Raw genomic sequence first — 19,019 nt, forward strand, 5'->3', positions numbered from 1 at the left:
TTTCACCGGCCCGCGCGCCCCCTCCTCGGATCGCGGTCGGCGCCGAACAGCCGGCGGTTCTGCTCGGCGCTGGGGACGACGAACCTCCCCTCCGCCCGCACCGCGACCGTCCCCGGATCGGCCTCGGTCGCGATCGTCGCGGTCGACCGGGTCCAGCGCCCGCCTTCGTCCTCCTCGACCTCCCCGGTGAGGACGAGGGGTTCGCGCAGCGGGACCGGCCTGCGGTAGCGCAGCGAGAGCTGCACGGTCATGCCGGGTCGCCCGCGGGCCGCGTGGGCGTGCCCGAGGACCTGGTCCAGCAGCAGGGCGCTGACGCCGCCGTGCGCGTACCCCGGCGGTCCTTCGTGCATCGGGCCCAGGGTGCACCGCCCGACGGCGCGCCCGTCGACGATCTCCACCCGCAGCGGCGGGGCGAACGGGTTCCCCGGGCCGACCGCGGGGTTGAACGCGCGCGGTCGCTCGCCGTCCTCCGCGCTCCCCCGCTGCCCCGGATCGCGCGTGCGCGCCCGCAACCGCGCGGTGTGCTCGCGGACGTCCTCGGCCACGGCGCGCAGCTCGGCTTCGGTCACCTCGGTGGACACCGCAGCCGTGTTGAGCTCGCGCAGGGCCTCGCCCAGCACGCGCACGGCCTCGTGGCGTCGGCGCTCGCCGCTCATTCGCCCCGCCAGACCGGCGCGCGCTTCTCGGCGAAAGCGCGAGCGCCCTCCTGGGCGTCGGCGGAGGCGAACACGGGAGCGACGAGGTCCCGCTGGCGGGAGAACGCCTCCGCGTCGGTCCACCGCACCGCGTCGGCGACGACGCGCTTGGTGGCGCGCACGGCCAGCGGTCCGTTGCTCGCGATGCGCGCGGCCAGGTCCTGCGCCTCCGACAAGGCCTCGCCGGATTCCGCCAGCGCGGCGACGAGACCGTGCTCCGCGGCGAACGGGGCGGTGAACGACTCCCCGGTCAGCGCGATGCGCATGGCCAGCTGGTACGGCAGCGCCTTCGGCAGCCGCAGCAGTCCGCCCGCGGCGGCGACGAGACCGCGCGCCACCTCGGGCAGGCCGAACCGGGCGTCGCGGGCGGCGACGACGAGGTCGCAGGCCAGGGCCATCTCGCAGCCGCCGGCGAGCGCCCAGCCCTCCACAGCGGCGATGAGCGGTTTCTCCGGCGGACGTTCGGTCAGGCCGCCGAAACCGCGCCCCGGCAGCGAGGGCCGCTCCCCGTCGCGGCTGAAGGCCTTGAGATCCATGCCCGCGCTGAACGTGCCGCCCGCGCCGGTGAGCACGCCCACGACCGCCTCCGGATCGGCGTCGAACGCGTCGAGCGCTGCGGCCAGCTCCTCGGCGGTGGTGCGGTCGACGGCGTTGCGGGCGCGCGGGCGGTCGATGGTGATCACCGCGACGCCGGCGCTCGTCGTCGTGCGCACGTTCCCCGCTGCGTCCTGGGTCCGCCCCGCCTCGTCCACATCCCCTCCTCGGCCGGATCCCGATGCGGACCGGGCGAAGGCGGGCTCCCTGGCCGACCACCCGGACCGGACAGACCGACCGTCCGGTCTGTCGGTGTCAGCGTGCCACGCGGCCGCGGTGCGGTACAACACATCCCGCCGATCGACGAGCGCGCCGCGCCACCGCGCTGCCGGCGCGGGCGGGCGGAGAGCTCCCCCGCGGCACCCGGGCCGGGCGGGGCGCTGCGGCGAGCGCGGCCCGCGCACCGCGGGCCGGAGGGACCTGCGCGCGAAACCGGGTGCGCCGGAAGGAATCCGACGCACCCGGTGCGCTCACCGCGGGGAGCGCCTCACGTCAGCGGGCGGTCCGCCGGCCCGATGGGCGCCGGCAGCACGTCCCGACCGGTGAGGTAGCGGTCCACACCCGCCGCCGCCGCGCGCCCCTCGGAGATCGCCCACACGATCAGCGACTGGCCGCGACCCATGTCCCCGGCGCTGAACACGCCGTCGACCGAGGTCATGAACTGCTCGCTGCGCGCCACGTTGCCGCGCTCGTCCAGGTCCACGCCGAGCTCGTCGACCAGCCCCGCCCGCTCCGGGCCGGTGAAGCCCATCGCCAGCAGGGCCAGCTGCGCCGGCAGCTCGCGTTCCGTGCCCGGCACGGGCTGGAAACCGCCGTCGGCCCACTCCACGTCGACGACGCTCAAGCCCCGCAGACCGCCCCGCTCGTCACCCAGGAACCGCTGGGTGTTGATCGAGTACAGGCGCTGCCCGCCCTCCTCGTGCGCCGAGGAGACGCGGTAGACCATCGGGTAGGTCGGCCACGGCTGGCCGTCGGGGCGCGACGCCGGCGGCGTGGACATGATCTCCAGCTGGGTCACCGAGTTCGCCCCTTGGCGGTGCGCCGTGCCGAGGCAGTCCGCGCCGGTGTCACCGCCGCCGATGATGACCACGTCCTTGCCCGCGGCGCTGAGCGGCGGTTCGGCGAGATCGCCCTCCTGCACCCGGTTGGCCAGCGGGAGGAACTCCATCGCCTGGTGCACGCCGTCGAGCTCCCGCCCGGGCAGCGGGAGCTCGCGCGCCTGCGCGGCGCCGCCGGCGAGCACGACCGCGTCGTAGTCGGCCTCGAGCTGCTCGACGGTCACGTCCACCCCGACCTCGACGCCGGTGCGGAACTCGGTCCCCTCCGCGCGCATCTGCCCGAGCCTGCGGTCCAGCCGCCGCTTCTCCATCTTGAACTCGGGGATGCCGTAGCGCAGCAGACCGCCGATGCGGTCGGCCCGCTCGTACACCACGACGGTGTGCCCCGCGCGGGTGAGCTGCTGCGCGGCCGCCAGGCCGGCGGGCCCGGAGCCGATGACCGCCACCGACCTGCCGGTGCGCGTGCGCGGCAGCTGCGGGCGCACCCAGCCCTCCTGCCACGCGCGGTCGATGATCTCGATCTCGACCTGCTTGATCGACACCGGATCGTCGTTGATGCCGACGACGCAGGCCGCCTCGCACGGCGCGGGGCACAACGTCCCGGTGAACTCGGGGAAGTTGTTCGTGGCGTGCAGCCGTTCCGCCGCGGCGGCCCAGTCCTCGCGCCAGACGAGGTCGTTCCACTCCGGGATCAGGTTCCCGAGCGGGCAGCCCTGGTGGCAGAACGGGATGCCGCAGTCCATGCAGCGCCCCGCCTGCTTGGTGAGCTCGGAACCGTCGAGCTCGAGGTAGACCTCCCGCCAGTCCTTGATCCGCACGTCGACGGGCCGGCGCTGCGGGGTCCTGCGGGGAGTGGTGAGAAAGCCCTTGGGGTCAGCCATGTGCGGCCTCCATGATCGCCTCGTTGACGTCGCGGCCGTCGCGTTCGGCCTGCTGGCGCGCGGTCAGCACGCGCTTGAAGTCGCGCGGCATGATCTTGCCGAAGCGTTCGACCGCGAGGTCCCAGTCCGCCAGCAGCTCGCGGGCCACCGCGGACTCGGTCTGCTCGAAGTGGCGTCGAACCGCGTCGTGCAGGAACTCCCGGTCCGACCCGTCCAGCGGATCGATGTCCACCATGGCCGTGTTGACCCGGAACGGGTCCAGGTCGAGCACGTAGGCGGTCCCCCCGGACATGCCGGCGGCGAAGTTCCGCCCGATCTCGCCGAGCACGACGGCGCGCCCACCCGTCATGTACTCGCACCCGTGGTCGCCGACGCCCTCGACGACCGCTGTCGCGCCGGAGTTGCGCACGCAGAACCGCTCGCCGACCGTGCCGCGGACGAACAGCTCCCCGCCGGTGGCGCCGTAGAGGAGCACGTTGCCCGCGATCGTGTTGCGCTCCGCCGCGAACGCGGCGTTGTCGTCGGGCCGCACGACCAGCCGCCCGCCGGAGAGCCCCTTGCCGACGTAGTCGTTGGCGTCGCCCTGCAGGCGCAGCGTGACGCCCGCCGGCAGGAACGCGCCGAACGACTGCCCGGCCGCACCGCTGAACGTCACGTCGATCGTGTCGTCCGGCAGGCCGGAACCGCCCCAGCAGCGGGTCACCTCGGCACCGAGCATGGTGCCCACGGTGCGGTTGACGTTGTGGATCGGCATGTCCAGCCGCACCGGGGTGCCGTCGCGCAGCGCCCCCTCGCACAGCTGGATGAGCGTGTTGTCCAGCGCGTGCCGCAGGCCGTGGTCCTGCTCGGTGGTGCGGTGCAGCGACGCGCCCTCCGGCAGTTCCGGCATGCGCGTGATCGCGCCGAGGTCGAGCCCCTCGGTCTTCCAGTGCCGCACCGCTTCGGAGGTGTCCAGCAGCTCGGAACGGCCGATCGCCTCGTCCAGGGTCCGGAAACCCAGCTGCGCCAGGTACTCCCGCACCTCCTGGGCGATGAACTCGAAGAAGTTCACCACGTAGTCGGCCTTGCCGCTGAACTTCTCCCGCAGCTGCGGGTTCTGCGTGGCCACGCCCACCGGGCAGGTGTCCAGGTGGCACACCCGCATCATCACGCAGCCGGAGACCACCAGCGGCGCCGTGGCGAAGCCGTACTCCTCGGCGCCGAGCAGCGCGGCGACGACCACGTCGCGACCGGTCTTGAGCTGCCCGTCGGTCTGCACGGTGATCCGGTCGCGGAGCTGGTTGGCCAGCAGCGTCTGCTGCGTCTCGGCCAGACCCAGCTCCCACGGCGCGCCCGCGTGCTTGATCGAGGACAGCGGGGAGGCCCCGGTGCCGCCGTCGTGGCCGGAGACGAGCACCACGTCCGCGTGCGCCTTGGACACGCCGGCCGCCACCGTGCCCACGCCCAACTCGCTGACGAGCTTGACGTGCACCCGCGCGCGGTCGTTGGCGTTCTTCAGGTCGTGGACGAGCTGCGCCAGGTCCTCGATCGAGTAGATGTCGTGGTGCGGCGGCGGCGAGATCAACCCCACCCCCGGCGTGGAGTGCCGCGTCTTGGCGATCCACGGGTAGACCTTGCCGCCCGGCAACTGACCGCCTTCGCCCGGCTTGGCCCCCTGCGCCATCTTGATCTGCAGGTCATCGGCGTTGACCAAGTACTCGCTGGTCACCCCGAACCGCCCAGAAGCCACCTGCTTGATCGCCGAGCGGCGGGAGTCGCCGTTGCTGTCCGGGGTGAACCGGTCCGCGTCCTCACCGCCCTCGCCGGTGTTGGACTTGCCCCCGATGCGGTTCATCGCGACGGCCAGCACCTCGTGCATCTCCTGCGAGATCGAACCGTAGGAGATGGCGCCGGTGGCGAACCGCTGCACGATCGACGAGACCGGTTCGACCTCCTCGACCGGGACCGGCTCGCGCTCGCCGGTGCGGAAGCGGAACAACCCGCGCAGCGTCATCAGCTCGCGCGACTGCTCGTCGACGGCCCCGGTGTACTCCTTGAACGTCTCGTAGCGGCCGGCGCGGGTGGAGTGCTGCAGCTTGAACACCGTCTTCGGGTTGAACAGGTGCGGCTCGCCCTCGCGCCGCCACTGGTACTCCCCGCCGTCCGGCAGTTCGCGGTGCGGCGCCGCGACGCCGTCCCGCGGGTAGGCCAGCCGGTGCCGCTGGGCGACCTCCTCGGCGAGCACGTCGAAGTCCACACCGCCGAGCCGCGAGGTCGTTCCGGTGAAGCACCGCTGGACGACCTCCTCGCCCAGACCGACGGCCTCGAAGATCTGCGCCCCGGTGTAGGAGGACACCGTGGACACGCCCATCTTGGACATCGTCTTGCGGACACCCTTGCCCAGGGCCTTGATGAGGTTGCCCGTGGCCTGCTGCGCGTCGGGGCCGCGCAGCACGCCGTTGTTGACCCGGTCCTCGACCGCGGCCATCGCCAGGTACGGGTTGACCGCCGCCGCGCCGTAGCCCAGCAGCACCGCGACGTGGTGCACCTCGCGGACGTCACCGGCCCGCACGACCAGGCCCATCCTGGTGCGCTTCTTCTCCCGCACCAGGTGGTGGTGCACCGCGCCGGTGGCCAGCAGCGAGGGGATCGGGGCCCGCTGCTCGTCGGCGCCCTCGTCGGACAGCACGAGGATCCGCGCGCCCTCCTCGACCGCGGCCGAGACCTCCTCGGCGATCTGGTCCAACCGGCTGCGCAGCGCCGCTCCCCCGCCGGCGACGGGATAGGTGATGTCCACGACGGCCGAGCGCAGGTGCGGGTACCGCTCGTCGTCGCGCAGCGCGGTGACCTTGGCCAGCTGGTCGTTGTCCAGCACCGGGTAGGGCAGCACGAGCTGCTGGCAGGACTCCGGCCGCTCGTCGAGCAGGTTGTGCTCCGGCCCGACGTGGGTCTGCAGCGAGGTCACCAGCTCTTCCCGGATGGCGTCCAGCGGAGGGTTCGTGACCTGCGCGAACAACTGCGTGAAGTAGTCGAACAGGGCACGCGGGCGCTGCGCGTAGCCGGCGAGCGGCACGTCGTTGCCCATCGACCCGACCGGTTCGGCCGCGTCGCGGGCCATCGGGTCGAGCAGCACCCCGAGCTCCTCCTGCGTGTAGCCGAACAGCTGCTGCCGCCGCACCAGCGAGTCGTGGCGCACCGGCTCGTGCTCCGGCTCGGGCAGCTCCTCCAGCCGCACCAGCCCGTCGTCCAGCCACCGCTGGTACGGCGCTTCGTCGGCGAGCCCGCCCTTGATCTCGTCGTCGTCGACGACGCGGCCCTGCTCGGTGTCGACCAGGAACATGCGGCCGGGCTGGAGCCTCCCCTTGCGGGCCACCCGCTCGGGCGCGATGTCCAGCACGCCGACCTCGCTGGCGAGCACCACCAGGCCGTCCTCGGTGATCCAGTACCGGCCCGGCCGCAGGCCGTTGCGGTCGAGCACGGCGCCGATCTGGGTGCCGTCGGTGAACGCGACCAGCGCCGGTCCGTCCCACGGCTCCATCAAGTAGTTGTGGTACTCGTAGAACGCCCGGCGGTGCGGATCCATCTCGTCGTGGTTCTCCCACGCCTCCGGGATCATCATGAGCACCGAGTGCGGCAGGCTGCGCCCGCCGAGGTGCAGCAGCTCGAGCACCTCGTCGAACGTCGCCGAGTCGCTGCCGCCCGGCGTGGCCACCGGGCAGACGCGCTGCAGGTCACCGGGGATGAGATCGGTGTCGAGCAGGCTCTCCCGCGCCCGCATCCAGTTGCGGTTGCCGCCCAGGGTGTTGATCTCGCCGTTGTGCGCGACGAACCGGTACGGGTGCGCCAGCGGCCACGACGGGAACGTGTTCGTGGAGAACCGCGAGTGCACCAGGCCGATGGCGCTGGTGAACCGCTCGTCGGTCAGGTCGGGGTAGAAGTCGGGCAGCTGCTGCTCGGTGAGCATGCCCTTGTAGACCAGCGTCCGCGCCGACAGGCTCGGGAAGTACACGTCGAGTTCGTGCTCGGCGCGTTTGCGGACGCAGAAGGCGCGCCGGTCGAGTTCCAGCGCGGTGCGGGGGAGCTCCCCCGCCTGCTCGTCGGCGCCGAGGAACAGTTGCCGGAAGCGCGGCATGACACCGCGCGCCAGCTGCCCGGCGCGGTCCGCGCGGACCGGCAGCTCCCGCCAACCGAGGACGCGCATCCCCTCCTCGGCCGCGATGCGCTCCACGCCCGCGACCGCGCTGTCGGCTGCGTGCGCATCGTCCGGCAGGAACGCCGTGCCCACCGCGTACGACCCGGTGGGCGGCAGGGGGAAGTCGACGACGTCGCGGAGGAACGCGTCCGGGATCTGCGTCAGCAGACCCACGCCGTCACCGGTCCCCGGATCCGCGCCCTTGGCACCCCGGTGCTCCAGGTTCCGCAGGGCGGTCAGGGCTTGCTCGACGAGCTCGTGGCTGTGCCGTCCGCGCAGGTCAGCGACGAACGCGACACCGCACGCGTCGTGCTCCTGCCGGGGGTCGTGGAGACCTCCGGACGTGCGGGGGCGCACCGCGTGCTCCGAATGCTGCGAGTGGGGCATCGAACCTCCCGTAGTCAGGCCGTGCCGCGCGCGCTCGTAGCGCGCGGCAGCGAAATCCGAAGGGGGGCACTGACAAAAGGATGCGCCGTTGCACTCTTGGCCAGTTCCGGGAACTGTACAGATCACGTGCGGCGAACACTACGGGTCGTCGACCTCCGAAAGGCCCAGCGCCGGATGCGCCCGATGCCGCCAAGACCCCGCCATCACCCGCTCTGACCTGCGATTTCGGCCCACATGGCGGGGAACGCCGAAGCCGCGGGCGCGCACGTGGGCTACGTCACCGGCCGGTGCGCCGCCTTCTCCCCGCGCAAAACCGCGCCGAATTCGCGCGGGACGCAATTCTTCCGCCGCGTTTCCGCACCGGCAACATCGGTTGTTCCTGCACCGACCCGCGGGGCAAAACAAATCCGGCCGCGCCGGGGACCCGCGCGGCAGGAGCACCACGCGCAGTCGTCCGGCGCGGCCGGTCGGCAGCCGAACCGCGGACCGCTCAGGACACCTGGGCCTCCGCGGAGACCGAACCCCGCGGAGCCGCGGGGCCGCGGGAGCGCGGACCGGCGAACCAGGCCCGCAGCCCCAGCAGCGCCACCAGCACCGACCCCCAGAGGAAGTAGGGGTTGCCCACCAGGTGCTGGGTCTTCGTCCACGGGTCCGTGAACGGGACGTACGTGAACGTCGCGGTCACCGTCACCGCCAGGGTGATCGCGGCGACCACCGACCAGCCGGCGCTGCGTCCGCGCACCGCGTGGCCGATCATGACCAGCAGCGCGGGAGCGCACCAGACCCAGTGGTCCGACCACGACGTCGGCGAGATCAGCAACGCCAGCAACCCCGTGGCCAGCACGCCCAGCACCGGATCGAGGCGGTGCACGGCGAAGGTGACGATCGCGACGCACACGATGCAGGCAGCGCCCCACAGCAGCAGCTCGGTGCTCTCCGGCATGCCGAGGCGGGCCAGCGCGCCGCGGATGGACTGGTTGGTGTGGAACGCCGAACCGTTCACACCGCTGGCCGGACCCGCGCCGAACCAGTACGCGACCGCGGCCTTCCAGTGCACGGCGAACCCGGCCAACGTGCCGGCGGCGGCGGTCACCACGGTCACGACGGCGGCCCGGTAGCGCCGGTTGATCACGAAGAACAGCAGGAACGCCGCCGGGGTGAGCTTGATCGCCGCGGCGATGCCGACGAGCAGCCCGCGGGGCCAGCGGGGCGAGCGGGCGAGGCAGTCGACCGCGACCAGCCCCATGAGGACGATGTTGACCTGCCCCAGGCCGAACGAGGAGTAGACCGGCTCCAGGAAGGGGGTCAGCGACAGGGCGCTCATCGCCACGGCCGCGGCACCGCGCGCGCCGACGCTCGGCCACATGTGCCGGGTCACCAGGTACAGGGTGCTGCCGATCGCCAGCAGGTCGACGAGGAACAGCGCGGTGATGCCGGCCTCGAACGGCAGCAGCGCGAACGGGGCCAACGGCAGCAGCGCGAACGGCGGGTACACCCACGGCAGGGGTTGCCCCGTGCTCACCACGGGGGCGTTGCCCACGAGCTCCCCACCGGACACCCAGGTCCCCACGGCCCACCGGTACACCTGGTAGTCGATCGCGTAGTCCTCGGAGATCCCGGCGCGCCCCCACGCCATCATGACGGCCATCGACCCCAGCAACACCGGGATGCTGGCGATGATGAGAGCGTTCGCGTACCGCGTCACGAATCCGCGAAGCCGGGTCCGAGCCCCGCCCCCGGGTTCGGGGACCGCGCGGCTCGGCTTGACGTCCACCGTGGCCACCTGTGTCGTCCTCTCGGTCGTCCGCCCGTCCAGGGACGTGAATCCGTTCTGGTTCATCGACCGGCGGGCCCTGGTCATCACCCGTAGAAGCCGACAAACTCTATCCCACGGGACGCCCGCGGACGCATCCGACCTGCCGCGTGTCCGCGCCGTTCCGCGACCGGGCGGGACCGGCGCCGCCATGCTCGGGCCCCGGGGGCAACGGTCACCAGGGATCGACGGCGACCCGCGCGTGCGGATTGACCCACCCGGTGCGCGCGACCGCAGGCAGTGCGGACAGGACCCAGCTGCGCGTCTCGGCGGGGTCGACGACCTCGTCGATCTCCAGGTGCGTCGCCGCGTTCAACGCCCCGCCGAGCTCGTACAGCTCGGCGACGAGCTGGTCGTGGCGGCGCTGCCGCGCGTCGGGGTCGGCGATGGCCTCCAGCTCGCGGCGGTAGCCCAGGCGCACCGCGCCCTCCAGGCCCATCCCGCCGAACTCCCCGCTCGGCCACGAGACGGTCGCCGCGGGGTTCGCCAGCGACCCCCCGGCCATCGCCATGGCGCCCAGCCCGTAGCTCTTCCGCAGCACCACCGCGACCACGGGCACGGTCAGCCGCGCCCCGCGGACGAACAGGCGCCCGAACCGGCGCACGGTGGCCTCCTCCTCGGAGCGCGGTCCGACCATGAACCCCGGGGTGTCGCACAGCGACACGATCGGCAGCCCGAAGACCTCGCACAGCTGCATCAGCCGCGCGATCTTGTCCGCCCCGTCCCCGTCGATCGCCCCGCCGGCGACCGCCGGGTTGTTGGCGAGCATCCCGACCGGCCGGCCGCCGATCCGGGCCAGTGCGGTGACCACGCACGGGCCGTAGTCCGGCCGCAGCGGCAGCACCGATCCGGTGTCGCACAGCAGGTCCACCGCCGCGCGCACGTCGTAGGCGCGGGTGCGGTCCTCCGGCACCACGTGCCGCAGGCGGCGCTGGTCCGGCTCGGTGAACTCCGCCAGCTCCCCCTGGAAGTAGGCGAGGTAGCGCCGGGCGGCCTCGGCCGCTTCGGCCTCGTCCTCGACCGCGATGTCGACCACGCCGTTGCGTTTCTGCACCCCGATCGGGCCGATCTCCTCCGGGGAGAAGGTGCCCAGCCCCGCCCCTTCGATCATGGCGGGACCGCTCATCCCGATGCTGGCGTCGCGCGTGGCGATCACGGTGTCGCACGTGCCCAGCAGCGCCGCGTTCCCGGCGAAGCAGCGCCCGGCGGCGACGCCCACCGTCGGCACGCGTCCGCTCAGCTCCCCCAGCGCGCTGAACGACCTCGTGTCGAGACCGGCCACTCCTGGTGCGTCCACATCACCCGGCCGGCCACCACCGCCCTCGGCGAACAGCACCACGGGAGTCCCGCGCCGCCGTGCGAGGTCGAGCACCCGGTCGGTCTTGCGGTGGTTGGCGTAGCCCTGGGTGCCGGCCAGCACGGTGTAGTCGTAGGCGAGCACGGCGCACGTGCTCGCACCGGCGCCGAACCACGCGCCGTTGACCTCGCCGAAGCCGGTCACCATCCCGTCGGCGGGGGTGTTGGCGACGAGGTCGTCGGTGTCGCGCCGGCTGCGCTGCGTCGCCACGGCGAAGCCGCCGAACTCCCGGAACGTGCCGCGGTCGACGAGGGCGTCGATGTTCTCCCGCGCCGTGCGCATGCCGCGGGCGTGCCGCTTGCCCGCAGCCTGCGGACGGGCCTCGTCGAACCGCAGGGCCCGCCTGTCGAGCACGCGGCGGAGGTCGCCGCGGACGTGCTCGGGGTCGGGCTCGGCGTCGACGGCGCCGTCCGCGGCCACCTCCCCGGTCGGCTCGAGCACCAGCAGCGGCTGACCGGCCTGCACGACGTCCCCGGGAGCGCACCGCAGCTCGGAGACCACGCCCGCGCGGTCGGCGGGCACGCCGTGGCGCATCTTCATCGCCTCGAGCGTGACGAGCTCCTGACCGGCTCGGACCTGATCGCCCGGCTGCACGGCGAGCGCGGCCACCGATCCGCTCAGCGGTGCCGCGACCGCGTCCGGGAGATCCTCGTGCGCGGTGTTCCCGGCCGGACCGGGGCCCCCTGCCGGGGCGGTCCTCCCGACCTCCGCCTGTTCCCCGGTCGCCTGTTCCCCGGCCGCGTGCTCCTCGGCATCGGCGAGCAGCTGCGCGAGCTCGGAGTCGACGAAGTCCGTGCGGCACTCCCGCTGCCGGAACGCGCTGCTGCGCAGGATCGCGCGCTGCAGCGCGAGGTTGCACCCGATGCCGCTCACCGCGGTGTCCGCCAGCGCCCGCTGCGCCGACCGGACGGCCGCGTCGAACCCGGCCGGGTCGTGCACGACGACCTTGGCCAGCAGCGAGTCGAACCGCGGGTTGGTGCGCTGCCCGGTGCGCACCCCCGATTCCACGCGCACGCCCCGCCCGCTGGGCAGGCACAACCCGGTCAGCGTTCCCACCTGGACGGTCACACCGCCGTCGGGGTGCGGCGTCTCCCCGTTGATCCGCACCTGCAGCGCCGTCCCGCGCGGCTGGGGCGGCCCCGCGGCGTAGCCGAGCTCGTCCAGGCCCGCACCGCCGGCGAGGGCGAACTGGTGGCGCACGAGGTCGATGCCGAGGACCTCCTCGGTGACGGTGTGCTCGACCTGCAACCGCGGGTTGACCTCGCAGAAGACGAACCGCTCACCGGAGACGAGGAACTCGACCGTGGCCACGCCGCGCAGGCCGGCGTGCCGGGCCAGCCGGGTGGCGGCGTCGAACATCGCCTCCCGCACCTGTCCGGGCAGGTGGTCGGCCGGCGCGGTCTCGAGCAGCTTCTGCTGCCGCCGCTGCACGCTGCAGTCCCGGTCCCACAGGTGGACGGCCTGCGCGCCGTCGCCGAGGACCTGCACTTCGACGTGCCGCGCGTCCGGCACGAGCCGTTCGGCGTAGAGCTGCGCGGAGCCGAACGCGGCCTGCGCCTCCGCGCGGCACGCGGTGAAGGCCGCGTCCACCTCCTCGGCGGAGGTGAGCACGCGCATGCCGCGCCCGCCCCCACCGGAGACCGCTTTGAGCACCGCGCCCGCCGGCGAACCCGCGACGAACTCCCGCAACCGCTCCGGGGAGACCGGTGCGGCCGTCCCCTCCGGCGTCGGAATTCCCAGTTCCGCCGCGATCTCGCGCGCGGCGGACTTGTCCCCGAACAGGTCGAGCACGTCCGCGGAGGGGCCGATGAACATCAGCCCCCGCTTGCCGCACTCGCGGGCGAACTCCGCGCTCTCCGAGAGGAACCCGTAGCCGGGGTGGACCGCGTCGGCACCGCTGCTGACCGCCGCGTCGAGCAGCCCCGGGATGTCCAGGTACGCGCCCGGGCCGGCCTGCGGCAGCGCCGCGGAACCGTCACCGCTGCGCACGTGCGGAGCGTGAGCATCATCGGTGGAGTGCACGGTCACGGTCTCCAGCCCGGCGACCTCGGCCGCCCGGGCGATGCGCCGTGCCACCTCGCCGCGGTTGGCGATGAGCACCCGGCTGAACGTCTCCCCGGACATCGCGTCCCTCCTCGCGTCCCCGCGCACGTCACTCGCCCTCCGGTGCGGAGCGCTGCGTGCCCGACCGCTCGGCGCGCTCGAGCAGCTGCCCCTTCTTGATCTTCCCGGTCGCCGTCATGGGCAGCTCGGCCACGAGCTCGACGCGCGGCACTTTGTAGGCCGCCATGTTCTCCCCCGCCCATTCCGCCAACGCGGCAGCGCTGGTGGCGGAGTCCTGCCCGAGCTGGACGAACGCCACGGGCACCTGCCCGCAGCGGGGGTCCGGCGCGGGCACGACGGCCACGCCGAGCACGTCGGGGTGGCGGGCCACGAGGGTCTCCACTTCGGACGGGAAGACGCTCATCCCGTTGACCTTGATCATCTCCTTGTTCCGGCCGAGGAAGTGCAGGCAGCCGTCCTCGTCGACCATGCCGATGTCCCCGGTGTGCAACCACCCGTCCCGCAGCACCTCCGCGGTGGCTTCCGGCCGGCCCCAGTACCCGGTCAGCAACGAGGGGGTGCGGATCGCGATCTCCCCGCGGCTGCCCAGCGGAAGCGGCTCGCCACCGGACGGGTCGACCACCATGAAGTCGGTGCCGGGAACCGGAAGCCCGCAGAACACCGGTTCGCTGTTGAGGTCGGCGTCCCCGCCCTGGAACCCGTGCGTGATGGTGTCGGCGGTGTGGGTCTCGGTCATGCCGTACGAGGCCTCGCGCAGCACGCTGTGCTCCCCCACGGCCTCCCGCCACTGGCGCCGCAGGTCCGGGGTCAGCTTCCGCACGAACGACATGGCCCGCGGGCAGTCGAGACTGGACAGGTCGTGCTCGGCGAACCGGGGGTGCCGCATCAGCTCGACGTAGTTGTCCGCGGTGCCGATCATGTCCGTGACGCGGTGGTGCTGCACCGCGGCCAGCACCGCGTCGGCGTCCCAGCGCGCGAACAGCACCACGGTGTGCCCGTGCACGAGGGGGACGAGGATGCCCAGGTCCTCCCCCGCGATCCAGAAGACGGGCACGTACACGGCGCAGACGTCCGGGCCGCTGTGCCGCCGCGGCGGGCGGGCGGCACCGGCCGTGGCCGCCGTGTAGAGCATGTTCCGCTGGGTGTGCACGCACCCCTTCGGCGTCCCGGTCGTGCCGCCGGTGTAGTTCAGCGCGGCGGGCGCGTCGAGGTCCACCCGCACCGGTTCGGCGCGCGGGGACCGGTGCACCCGCCACCACTCGTCCGCGCGGCCGTGCTCCGCCTCCTGGTTCCGCAGCGATGCCGGGACCGGCAAGTCCGGTCGTCCCGGCAGGAACGCACCCGGATCGGTCGGCAGGATCGTGCGCACGCTCGTGGCCCCCGCGACCTGCTCCACCGGACCGAGGCGGTCGAGCGCCGCGACGAGCACCGCCGCCGCGGAGTCGGCGAGTTCGTGCTCGAGCTCGTGGTGCTGGAACATGGGGTTGACCGGCACGTGCACCGCGCCGATCTTCAACGTCGCCACCATCGCGATGGTGAACTGCGGGCAGTTCGGCAGCAGGACCGCGACGCGGTCGCCGGAACGCACCCCCACCGAGCTCAGCCACGCGGCGAACCGGTCGGACAGCTCGTCGAGTTCCGCGTAGTCGATCGTCCTGCCGTAGAAGGTGATCGCCGCGCGGTCCGGGGCGCGCGCGGCCCAGTGGCGGAGGTGGTCCGGGACCGGGACCTCGCCGAGCGGGTAGTGCACCTGCTGCGGGATGTCCGGCGGCCAGACCCGGCGTTGCCGCGCGCGGACCTCGTCGAGATAGGCGGAAACGTCCATGCCACCCCTCCGCTTCATACCGACCAGTCGGTCGAGGCACAGCCTGCACACCGCGTCACTACGTGTCAACAACGCGTTCGCCGGCAGAAGGGCCGCGTGGAGGCGGAGAACCGCTGCGCGCCACCGGAGCACCGCACCCGCCGCGGGTATGCTGCCCCCATGTCGACGAGCAGGCACCGGGCGCGGTCGTGATCGAGAAAGTGCTGCCGCCCGCCGTCGCGGCGGCCGAGACCACCACCGACGCCGACGAGGTGCACCTGTTCCCGGAGGAGGAAGCGCTCATCACCCGCGCCGTCGCGAAGCGGCGCCGCGAGTTCAGCACCGGCCGCTGGTGCGCCCGGCGGGCCATGGCGCGCCTGGGGCTCGCACCGCGCCCCGTGCCGCGCGGCGACCGGGGGATGCCGGTCTGGCCGGAGGGCGTGCTCGGCAGCATCACGCACTGCACCGGTTACCGGGCCGCGGTCGCCGCCCGCGGCGAGCAGCTCCCCGGCGTCCTCGGCCTCGGCATCGACGCCGAGCCGCACGAGCCCCTCCCCGACGGCGTGCTCGAGGTCATCACCACCGAACGCGACCGCTCCGCCCTGCACGAACTGTCCGCACAGGACGGATCCGTGCACTGGGGACGCGTGCTGTTCTGCGCCAAGGAGGCCGTCTTCAAGGCCTGGTACCCGGCGACGCACCGCTGGCTCGACTTCGAGGACGCCGACATCACCTTCCGCGGGGAGGAGTTCGCGGCGCACCTGCCGCGCGCACTGGAGGCCCCGGAGCACAGCACCCGGCTGGCGGGCCGGTGGCTGGTCGAGGACGGCCTCGTCCTCGCCGCGCTGCTGCTCCCCCGCACCGCGCTGCCCCCCTCCGCGCGGCCGGGGACGTCCCGCTGAGGAGGCCTGAACACGCGCTCACCGCGCAGGAGCAACACCGCGGGGTTCACCGGCGCAGGGCTCGGGCGGCGGCCGACGCTCCCAGGACGAGCACGAGCGTGGTCATCACCCACCGCCGCTTCTCCGTCAGCTCCTCCGCCTCGGAAGTGGAGTCCCGTTCCGGCGGTGGCAGCAGCGGCGCACCGGACGCGGGAGGGACCGGCGGAACGGGGGATTCCGGAGCGGGGGGTCGGGAGCTCGCGGAAGCGCCGGGCGAAGCGGGAGCCGGGGCCGTGCTCGGCGGAGGACCCACCGGTTCGCCCGCAGGTCGCTCCGGGGGCTCCGGGGGCTCCGGGGGCTCCGGGGGAGCCGGTTCGCCCGGTTCCGTCGGTTCGGGCGGTGCCGGCGGCTCGGGGGGCTCGGGTGGTGTCGGGGGGTCGGGAGGAGCTGGGAGCTCGGGTGTTTCCGGCGGTGCCGGGGGCTGCGGTACCGGTGGTCTCGGTGGCGCCACCGGCGTCGACGGGCTCGGCGGCTCCGGCGTGCACGGCGCGGGCACCGGGAACTGCGGGTGCGACTCATGGGCAGCACGCGCGGGCGCGCTGACGTGCGCCTGCTCGGAGGACTGCGCGACGGGGTCCGGACCGGTGGCCCCGAGCGCGCCGAGCACCGCGGCCAGGGCGGAGGCGGTGCGCGCGGGACCCATCACGCGGTTCCCAGCCGACCCAGCGCCCATCGGAAGGCCTCCGGCGGGATGCGGCTCCCGCCGAAGGGGTTCTGCAGCTGGAAGATGGCGAACAGCAGCAACGCCATGACACCGGCCAGTGTGGACACCAAGAGCACGTGCGGACCCAGGCGCGTTCCGCCGAAGAGGTTCGGCAGCAGCACGCACGCGAAGCTCCCCCCGATGAGCACGAACCACATCACCGCGACGACATCGCGGTCGGCGGCCCGGGTGATGCGCTGCTGCCGCTCCTCGTACACCGACGCGAGCCGGCCGGCCGCCTCACCTCGCCTGTTCGCCGCCCACTCCCCTTCGGCCGCCACCCGTCCCAGCGCACGCCGGATCGCGTCGAGCTGCTGCCAGCCCCGATCACCGAGCGGCTCACCGGCGCGCATCCGGGGCCATTCCTCGTCGAGCACCGTTCTGGCATATTCCGCACTGCGCGTGCGGACTTCCGCACCGACGCCCGGGGAGAGCGGTTCCACGGCCCACGACACCGCGACGAGGTTCTGCGCCTCGCGGTAAGCGCCCTGGCGTGCGTCATCGGCGGTGTCGAACAGGGTGACGAGGATGAAACCGAGCACCACCGCCTGCAGACCGCTCACGATGGTGAACACCTGTCCCGCGGCCTCGTTGTTGTTGAGCCGCCCCTCCTCGTTCCCCAGCCTGCGCACGAAGTAGGCGCAGAGCGCGCCGAACCCCGCGGCCGCGAGAACCCACACCACACCGACCACATAGGACTGCAACGCGCTCCTCCGTGCTCGCTCCGAGCGGACGGTGACGGCGCGCGCCGGACGGACGCTTCCCGGCGCGCACTTCCCCGGAAACCGTTACCGAAACCGCGAAGGCACGACAAGGCCGCGTCACCGCATATTCGCAGAATTTCCCCGCGTGGAGCATTCCCCGCACGGTCCAACTTCGCGAATTTCCCCGGCAGTACTGCACTCGAGGGAATCAACAGCAGTGGTAGCCAACGGCGAAGACCGAGCACAACCCCGACACGGGTGAAGCCTTCCGCATTCTGCTCCACTTTCGTGGGACTGTTGATTCCCGTTTCCCCGCTGCTAGCTTCTCCTCCGGCGCCGCACCACGGCGTTCCCCTTTTCCGCAGCGAATCGCAGCGATGCTGCGGCGTTCTCCACTGCGCACGTTCGACTGGAAAGGACGAGTGCCATGACCGCTGCCGGATCCGGCGACTCCCCGGACCCCTCCACTCCGGAATCCTCCCAGCCCAGCAGTCTCACCACCACCGCGGCCCGAAACCTCGCCAGCACCACCAAGACACCACCGCAGATGCAGGGCATCACCTCGCGCTGGCTGCTGCGCGTGCTGCCCTGGGTGCACACCTCGGGCGGCGTGTACCGCGTGAACCGCCGCCTGACCTACACCGTCGGCGACGGCCGCATCACCTTCACCAACACCGGACGCGACGTGCGGATCATCCCGCAGGAACTGCGCGAGCTGCCGCTGCTGCGCGACTTCGACGACGAGTCCGCGCTGTCGGCACTGGCCGATCGGTTCACGCAACGGGAGTTCTCCCCGGGGCAGAACATCGTCCAATCCGGGCAGACAGCTGATCAGGTCGTGCTCATCGCCCACGGCAAGGTCACCGAGATCGGCGCGGGCGAGTACGGCGACGAGTCGACCAACCGGGTGCTCGCCGACGGGCAGCACTTCGGCGCCGAGGTACTCGGCGGGAACGCCGGGGCGTGGCAGCACACCTACAAGGCCACCACCCCCTGCACGGTGCTCACGCTCACCACGCGTGATTTCGAGGCGATGGGCGAGCGCTCCGAATCCCTGCGCGAGCACATCCGCGGCGCGCTGCAGCGCCGCGCGGAGCAGCGGAGCAACCAGCACGGCGAGGCCGAGATCGCCGTCGCCTCCGGACACCACGGCGAACCACCACTCCCCCACACCTACGTCGACTACGAAACACACCCCCGCGAATACGAACTCTCCCCCGCCCAAACCGTCCTCCACCTCCACACCCGCGTCGCCGACCTCTACAACAACCCCCACAACCAACTCCACCAACAACTCACCCTCACCATCCAAGCCCTCCGCGAACGCCAAGAACACGAACTCGTCAACAACCCCACCTTCGGACTCCTCAACAACACCGACCTCACCCAACGCACCCACACCCGCACCGGACCACCCACCCCCGACGACCTCGACGACCTGCTGGCGCGCCGCCGCCGCACGGAGCTGTTCCTGGCGCATCCGCGCGCGATCGCCGCGTTCGGCCGGGAGTGCAACCACCGCGGCACCTACCCGCGTCCGACCGAAGTGGACGGGAAGCGGATGTGGGCCTGGCGCGGTGTGCCGATCCTCCCCTGCGACAAGATCCCCGTCACCGCGCGCGGCACGAGCTCGATCCTGGCGATGCGCACCGGCGAGGAGGCCGAAGGCGTCGTCGGGCTGCACCGGACGGGGCTGCCCGACGAGTACGAACCCGGCCTGTCCGTGCGCTTCACGGGCATCAACGAGCAGGCCGTCACCTCCTACCTCGTCACCACCTACTACTCCGCCGCCGTCCTCGTCCCCGACGCCGTCGGCCTGCTCGAGCACGTCGAAGTCGCGCGTTGAG

The 19,019-nt window shown here is 72.8% G+C and carries 10 protein-coding genes; 2 read left to right on the forward strand and 8 right to left on the reverse strand.

Annotation, left to right across the window (positions count from 1 at the left end):
* Positions 1–2: 2 nt before the first annotated feature.
* The 7 genes from ACYVJE_RS19435 to ACYVJE_RS19465 form a co-directional block, all read right to left on the reverse strand.
* Positions 3–656 (reverse strand): PaaI family thioesterase, encoded by a 654-nt coding sequence (locus tag ACYVJE_RS19435; protein ID WP_459159254.1) that lies wholly within the window; start codon positions 654–656, stop codon positions 3–5.
* On the reverse strand, positions 653–1,408 hold the full coding sequence (locus ACYVJE_RS19440) for a crotonase/enoyl-CoA hydratase family protein (protein ID WP_461145637.1): 756 nt from the start codon (positions 1,406–1,408) through the stop codon (positions 653–655). The genes ACYVJE_RS19435 and ACYVJE_RS19440 overlap by 4 nt, the downstream gene beginning before the upstream one ends.
* 368 nt (positions 1,409–1,776) lie before the next feature.
* Positions 1,777–3,228, reverse strand: coding sequence for a glutamate synthase subunit beta (locus ACYVJE_RS19445; protein ID WP_459159253.1), 1,452 nt, complete (start codon positions 3,226–3,228; stop codon positions 1,777–1,779).
* Positions 3,221–7,786, reverse strand: coding sequence for a glutamate synthase large subunit (gltB, locus tag ACYVJE_RS19450; protein WP_461145574.1), 4,566 nt, complete (start codon positions 7,784–7,786; stop codon positions 3,221–3,223). Before gltB ends, ACYVJE_RS19445 begins: the two co-directional genes overlap by 8 nt.
* 490 nt (positions 7,787–8,276) lie before the next feature.
* The gene (locus ACYVJE_RS19455; protein ID WP_461145575.1) at positions 8,277–9,569 is read right to left on the reverse strand and encodes a glycosyltransferase family 87 protein; all 1,293 of its coding nucleotides are present in this window, start codon (positions 9,567–9,569) and stop codon (positions 8,277–8,279) included.
* A 205-nt stretch (positions 9,570–9,774) separates the two neighbouring features.
* A complete protein-coding gene (locus tag ACYVJE_RS19460) occupies positions 9,775–13,080 on the reverse strand; it encodes an acetyl-CoA carboxylase family protein (protein ID WP_461145576.1) in 3,306 nt (1,101 codons plus the stop codon).
* Between the two features lie 28 nt (positions 13,081–13,108).
* The gene (locus ACYVJE_RS19465) at positions 13,109–14,845 is read right to left on the reverse strand and encodes an AMP-binding protein (protein WP_461145577.1); all 1,737 of its coding nucleotides are present in this window, start codon (positions 14,843–14,845) and stop codon (positions 13,109–13,111) included.
* Positions 14,846–15,033: 188 nt separating this feature from the next.
* Between ACYVJE_RS19465 and ACYVJE_RS19470 the strand changes: the two genes are divergently transcribed.
* Positions 15,034–15,726 carry a 4'-phosphopantetheinyl transferase family protein gene (locus ACYVJE_RS19470; RefSeq protein WP_461145578.1) on the forward strand — a complete coding sequence of 231 codons (693 nt, stop codon included), beginning with the start codon at positions 15,034–15,036 and terminating at the stop codon, positions 15,724–15,726.
* Between the two features lie 681 nt (positions 15,727–16,407).
* Here the strand turns inward: ACYVJE_RS19470 and ACYVJE_RS19475 are convergent.
* On the reverse strand, positions 16,408–17,172 hold the full coding sequence (locus ACYVJE_RS19475) for a bestrophin-like domain (RefSeq protein WP_461145579.1): 765 nt from the start codon (positions 17,170–17,172) through the stop codon (positions 16,408–16,410).
* 427 nt (positions 17,173–17,599) lie between these two features.
* Between ACYVJE_RS19475 and ACYVJE_RS19480 the strand changes: the two genes are divergently transcribed.
* Positions 17,600–19,018 (forward strand): family 2B encapsulin nanocompartment shell protein, encoded by a 1,419-nt coding sequence (locus tag ACYVJE_RS19480; protein WP_461145580.1) that lies wholly within the window; start codon positions 17,600–17,602, stop codon positions 19,016–19,018.
* The last annotated feature ends 1 nt before the right edge of the window (position 19,019 follow it).

It is taken from the genome of Salinifilum aidingensis, from assembly GCF_054782015.1.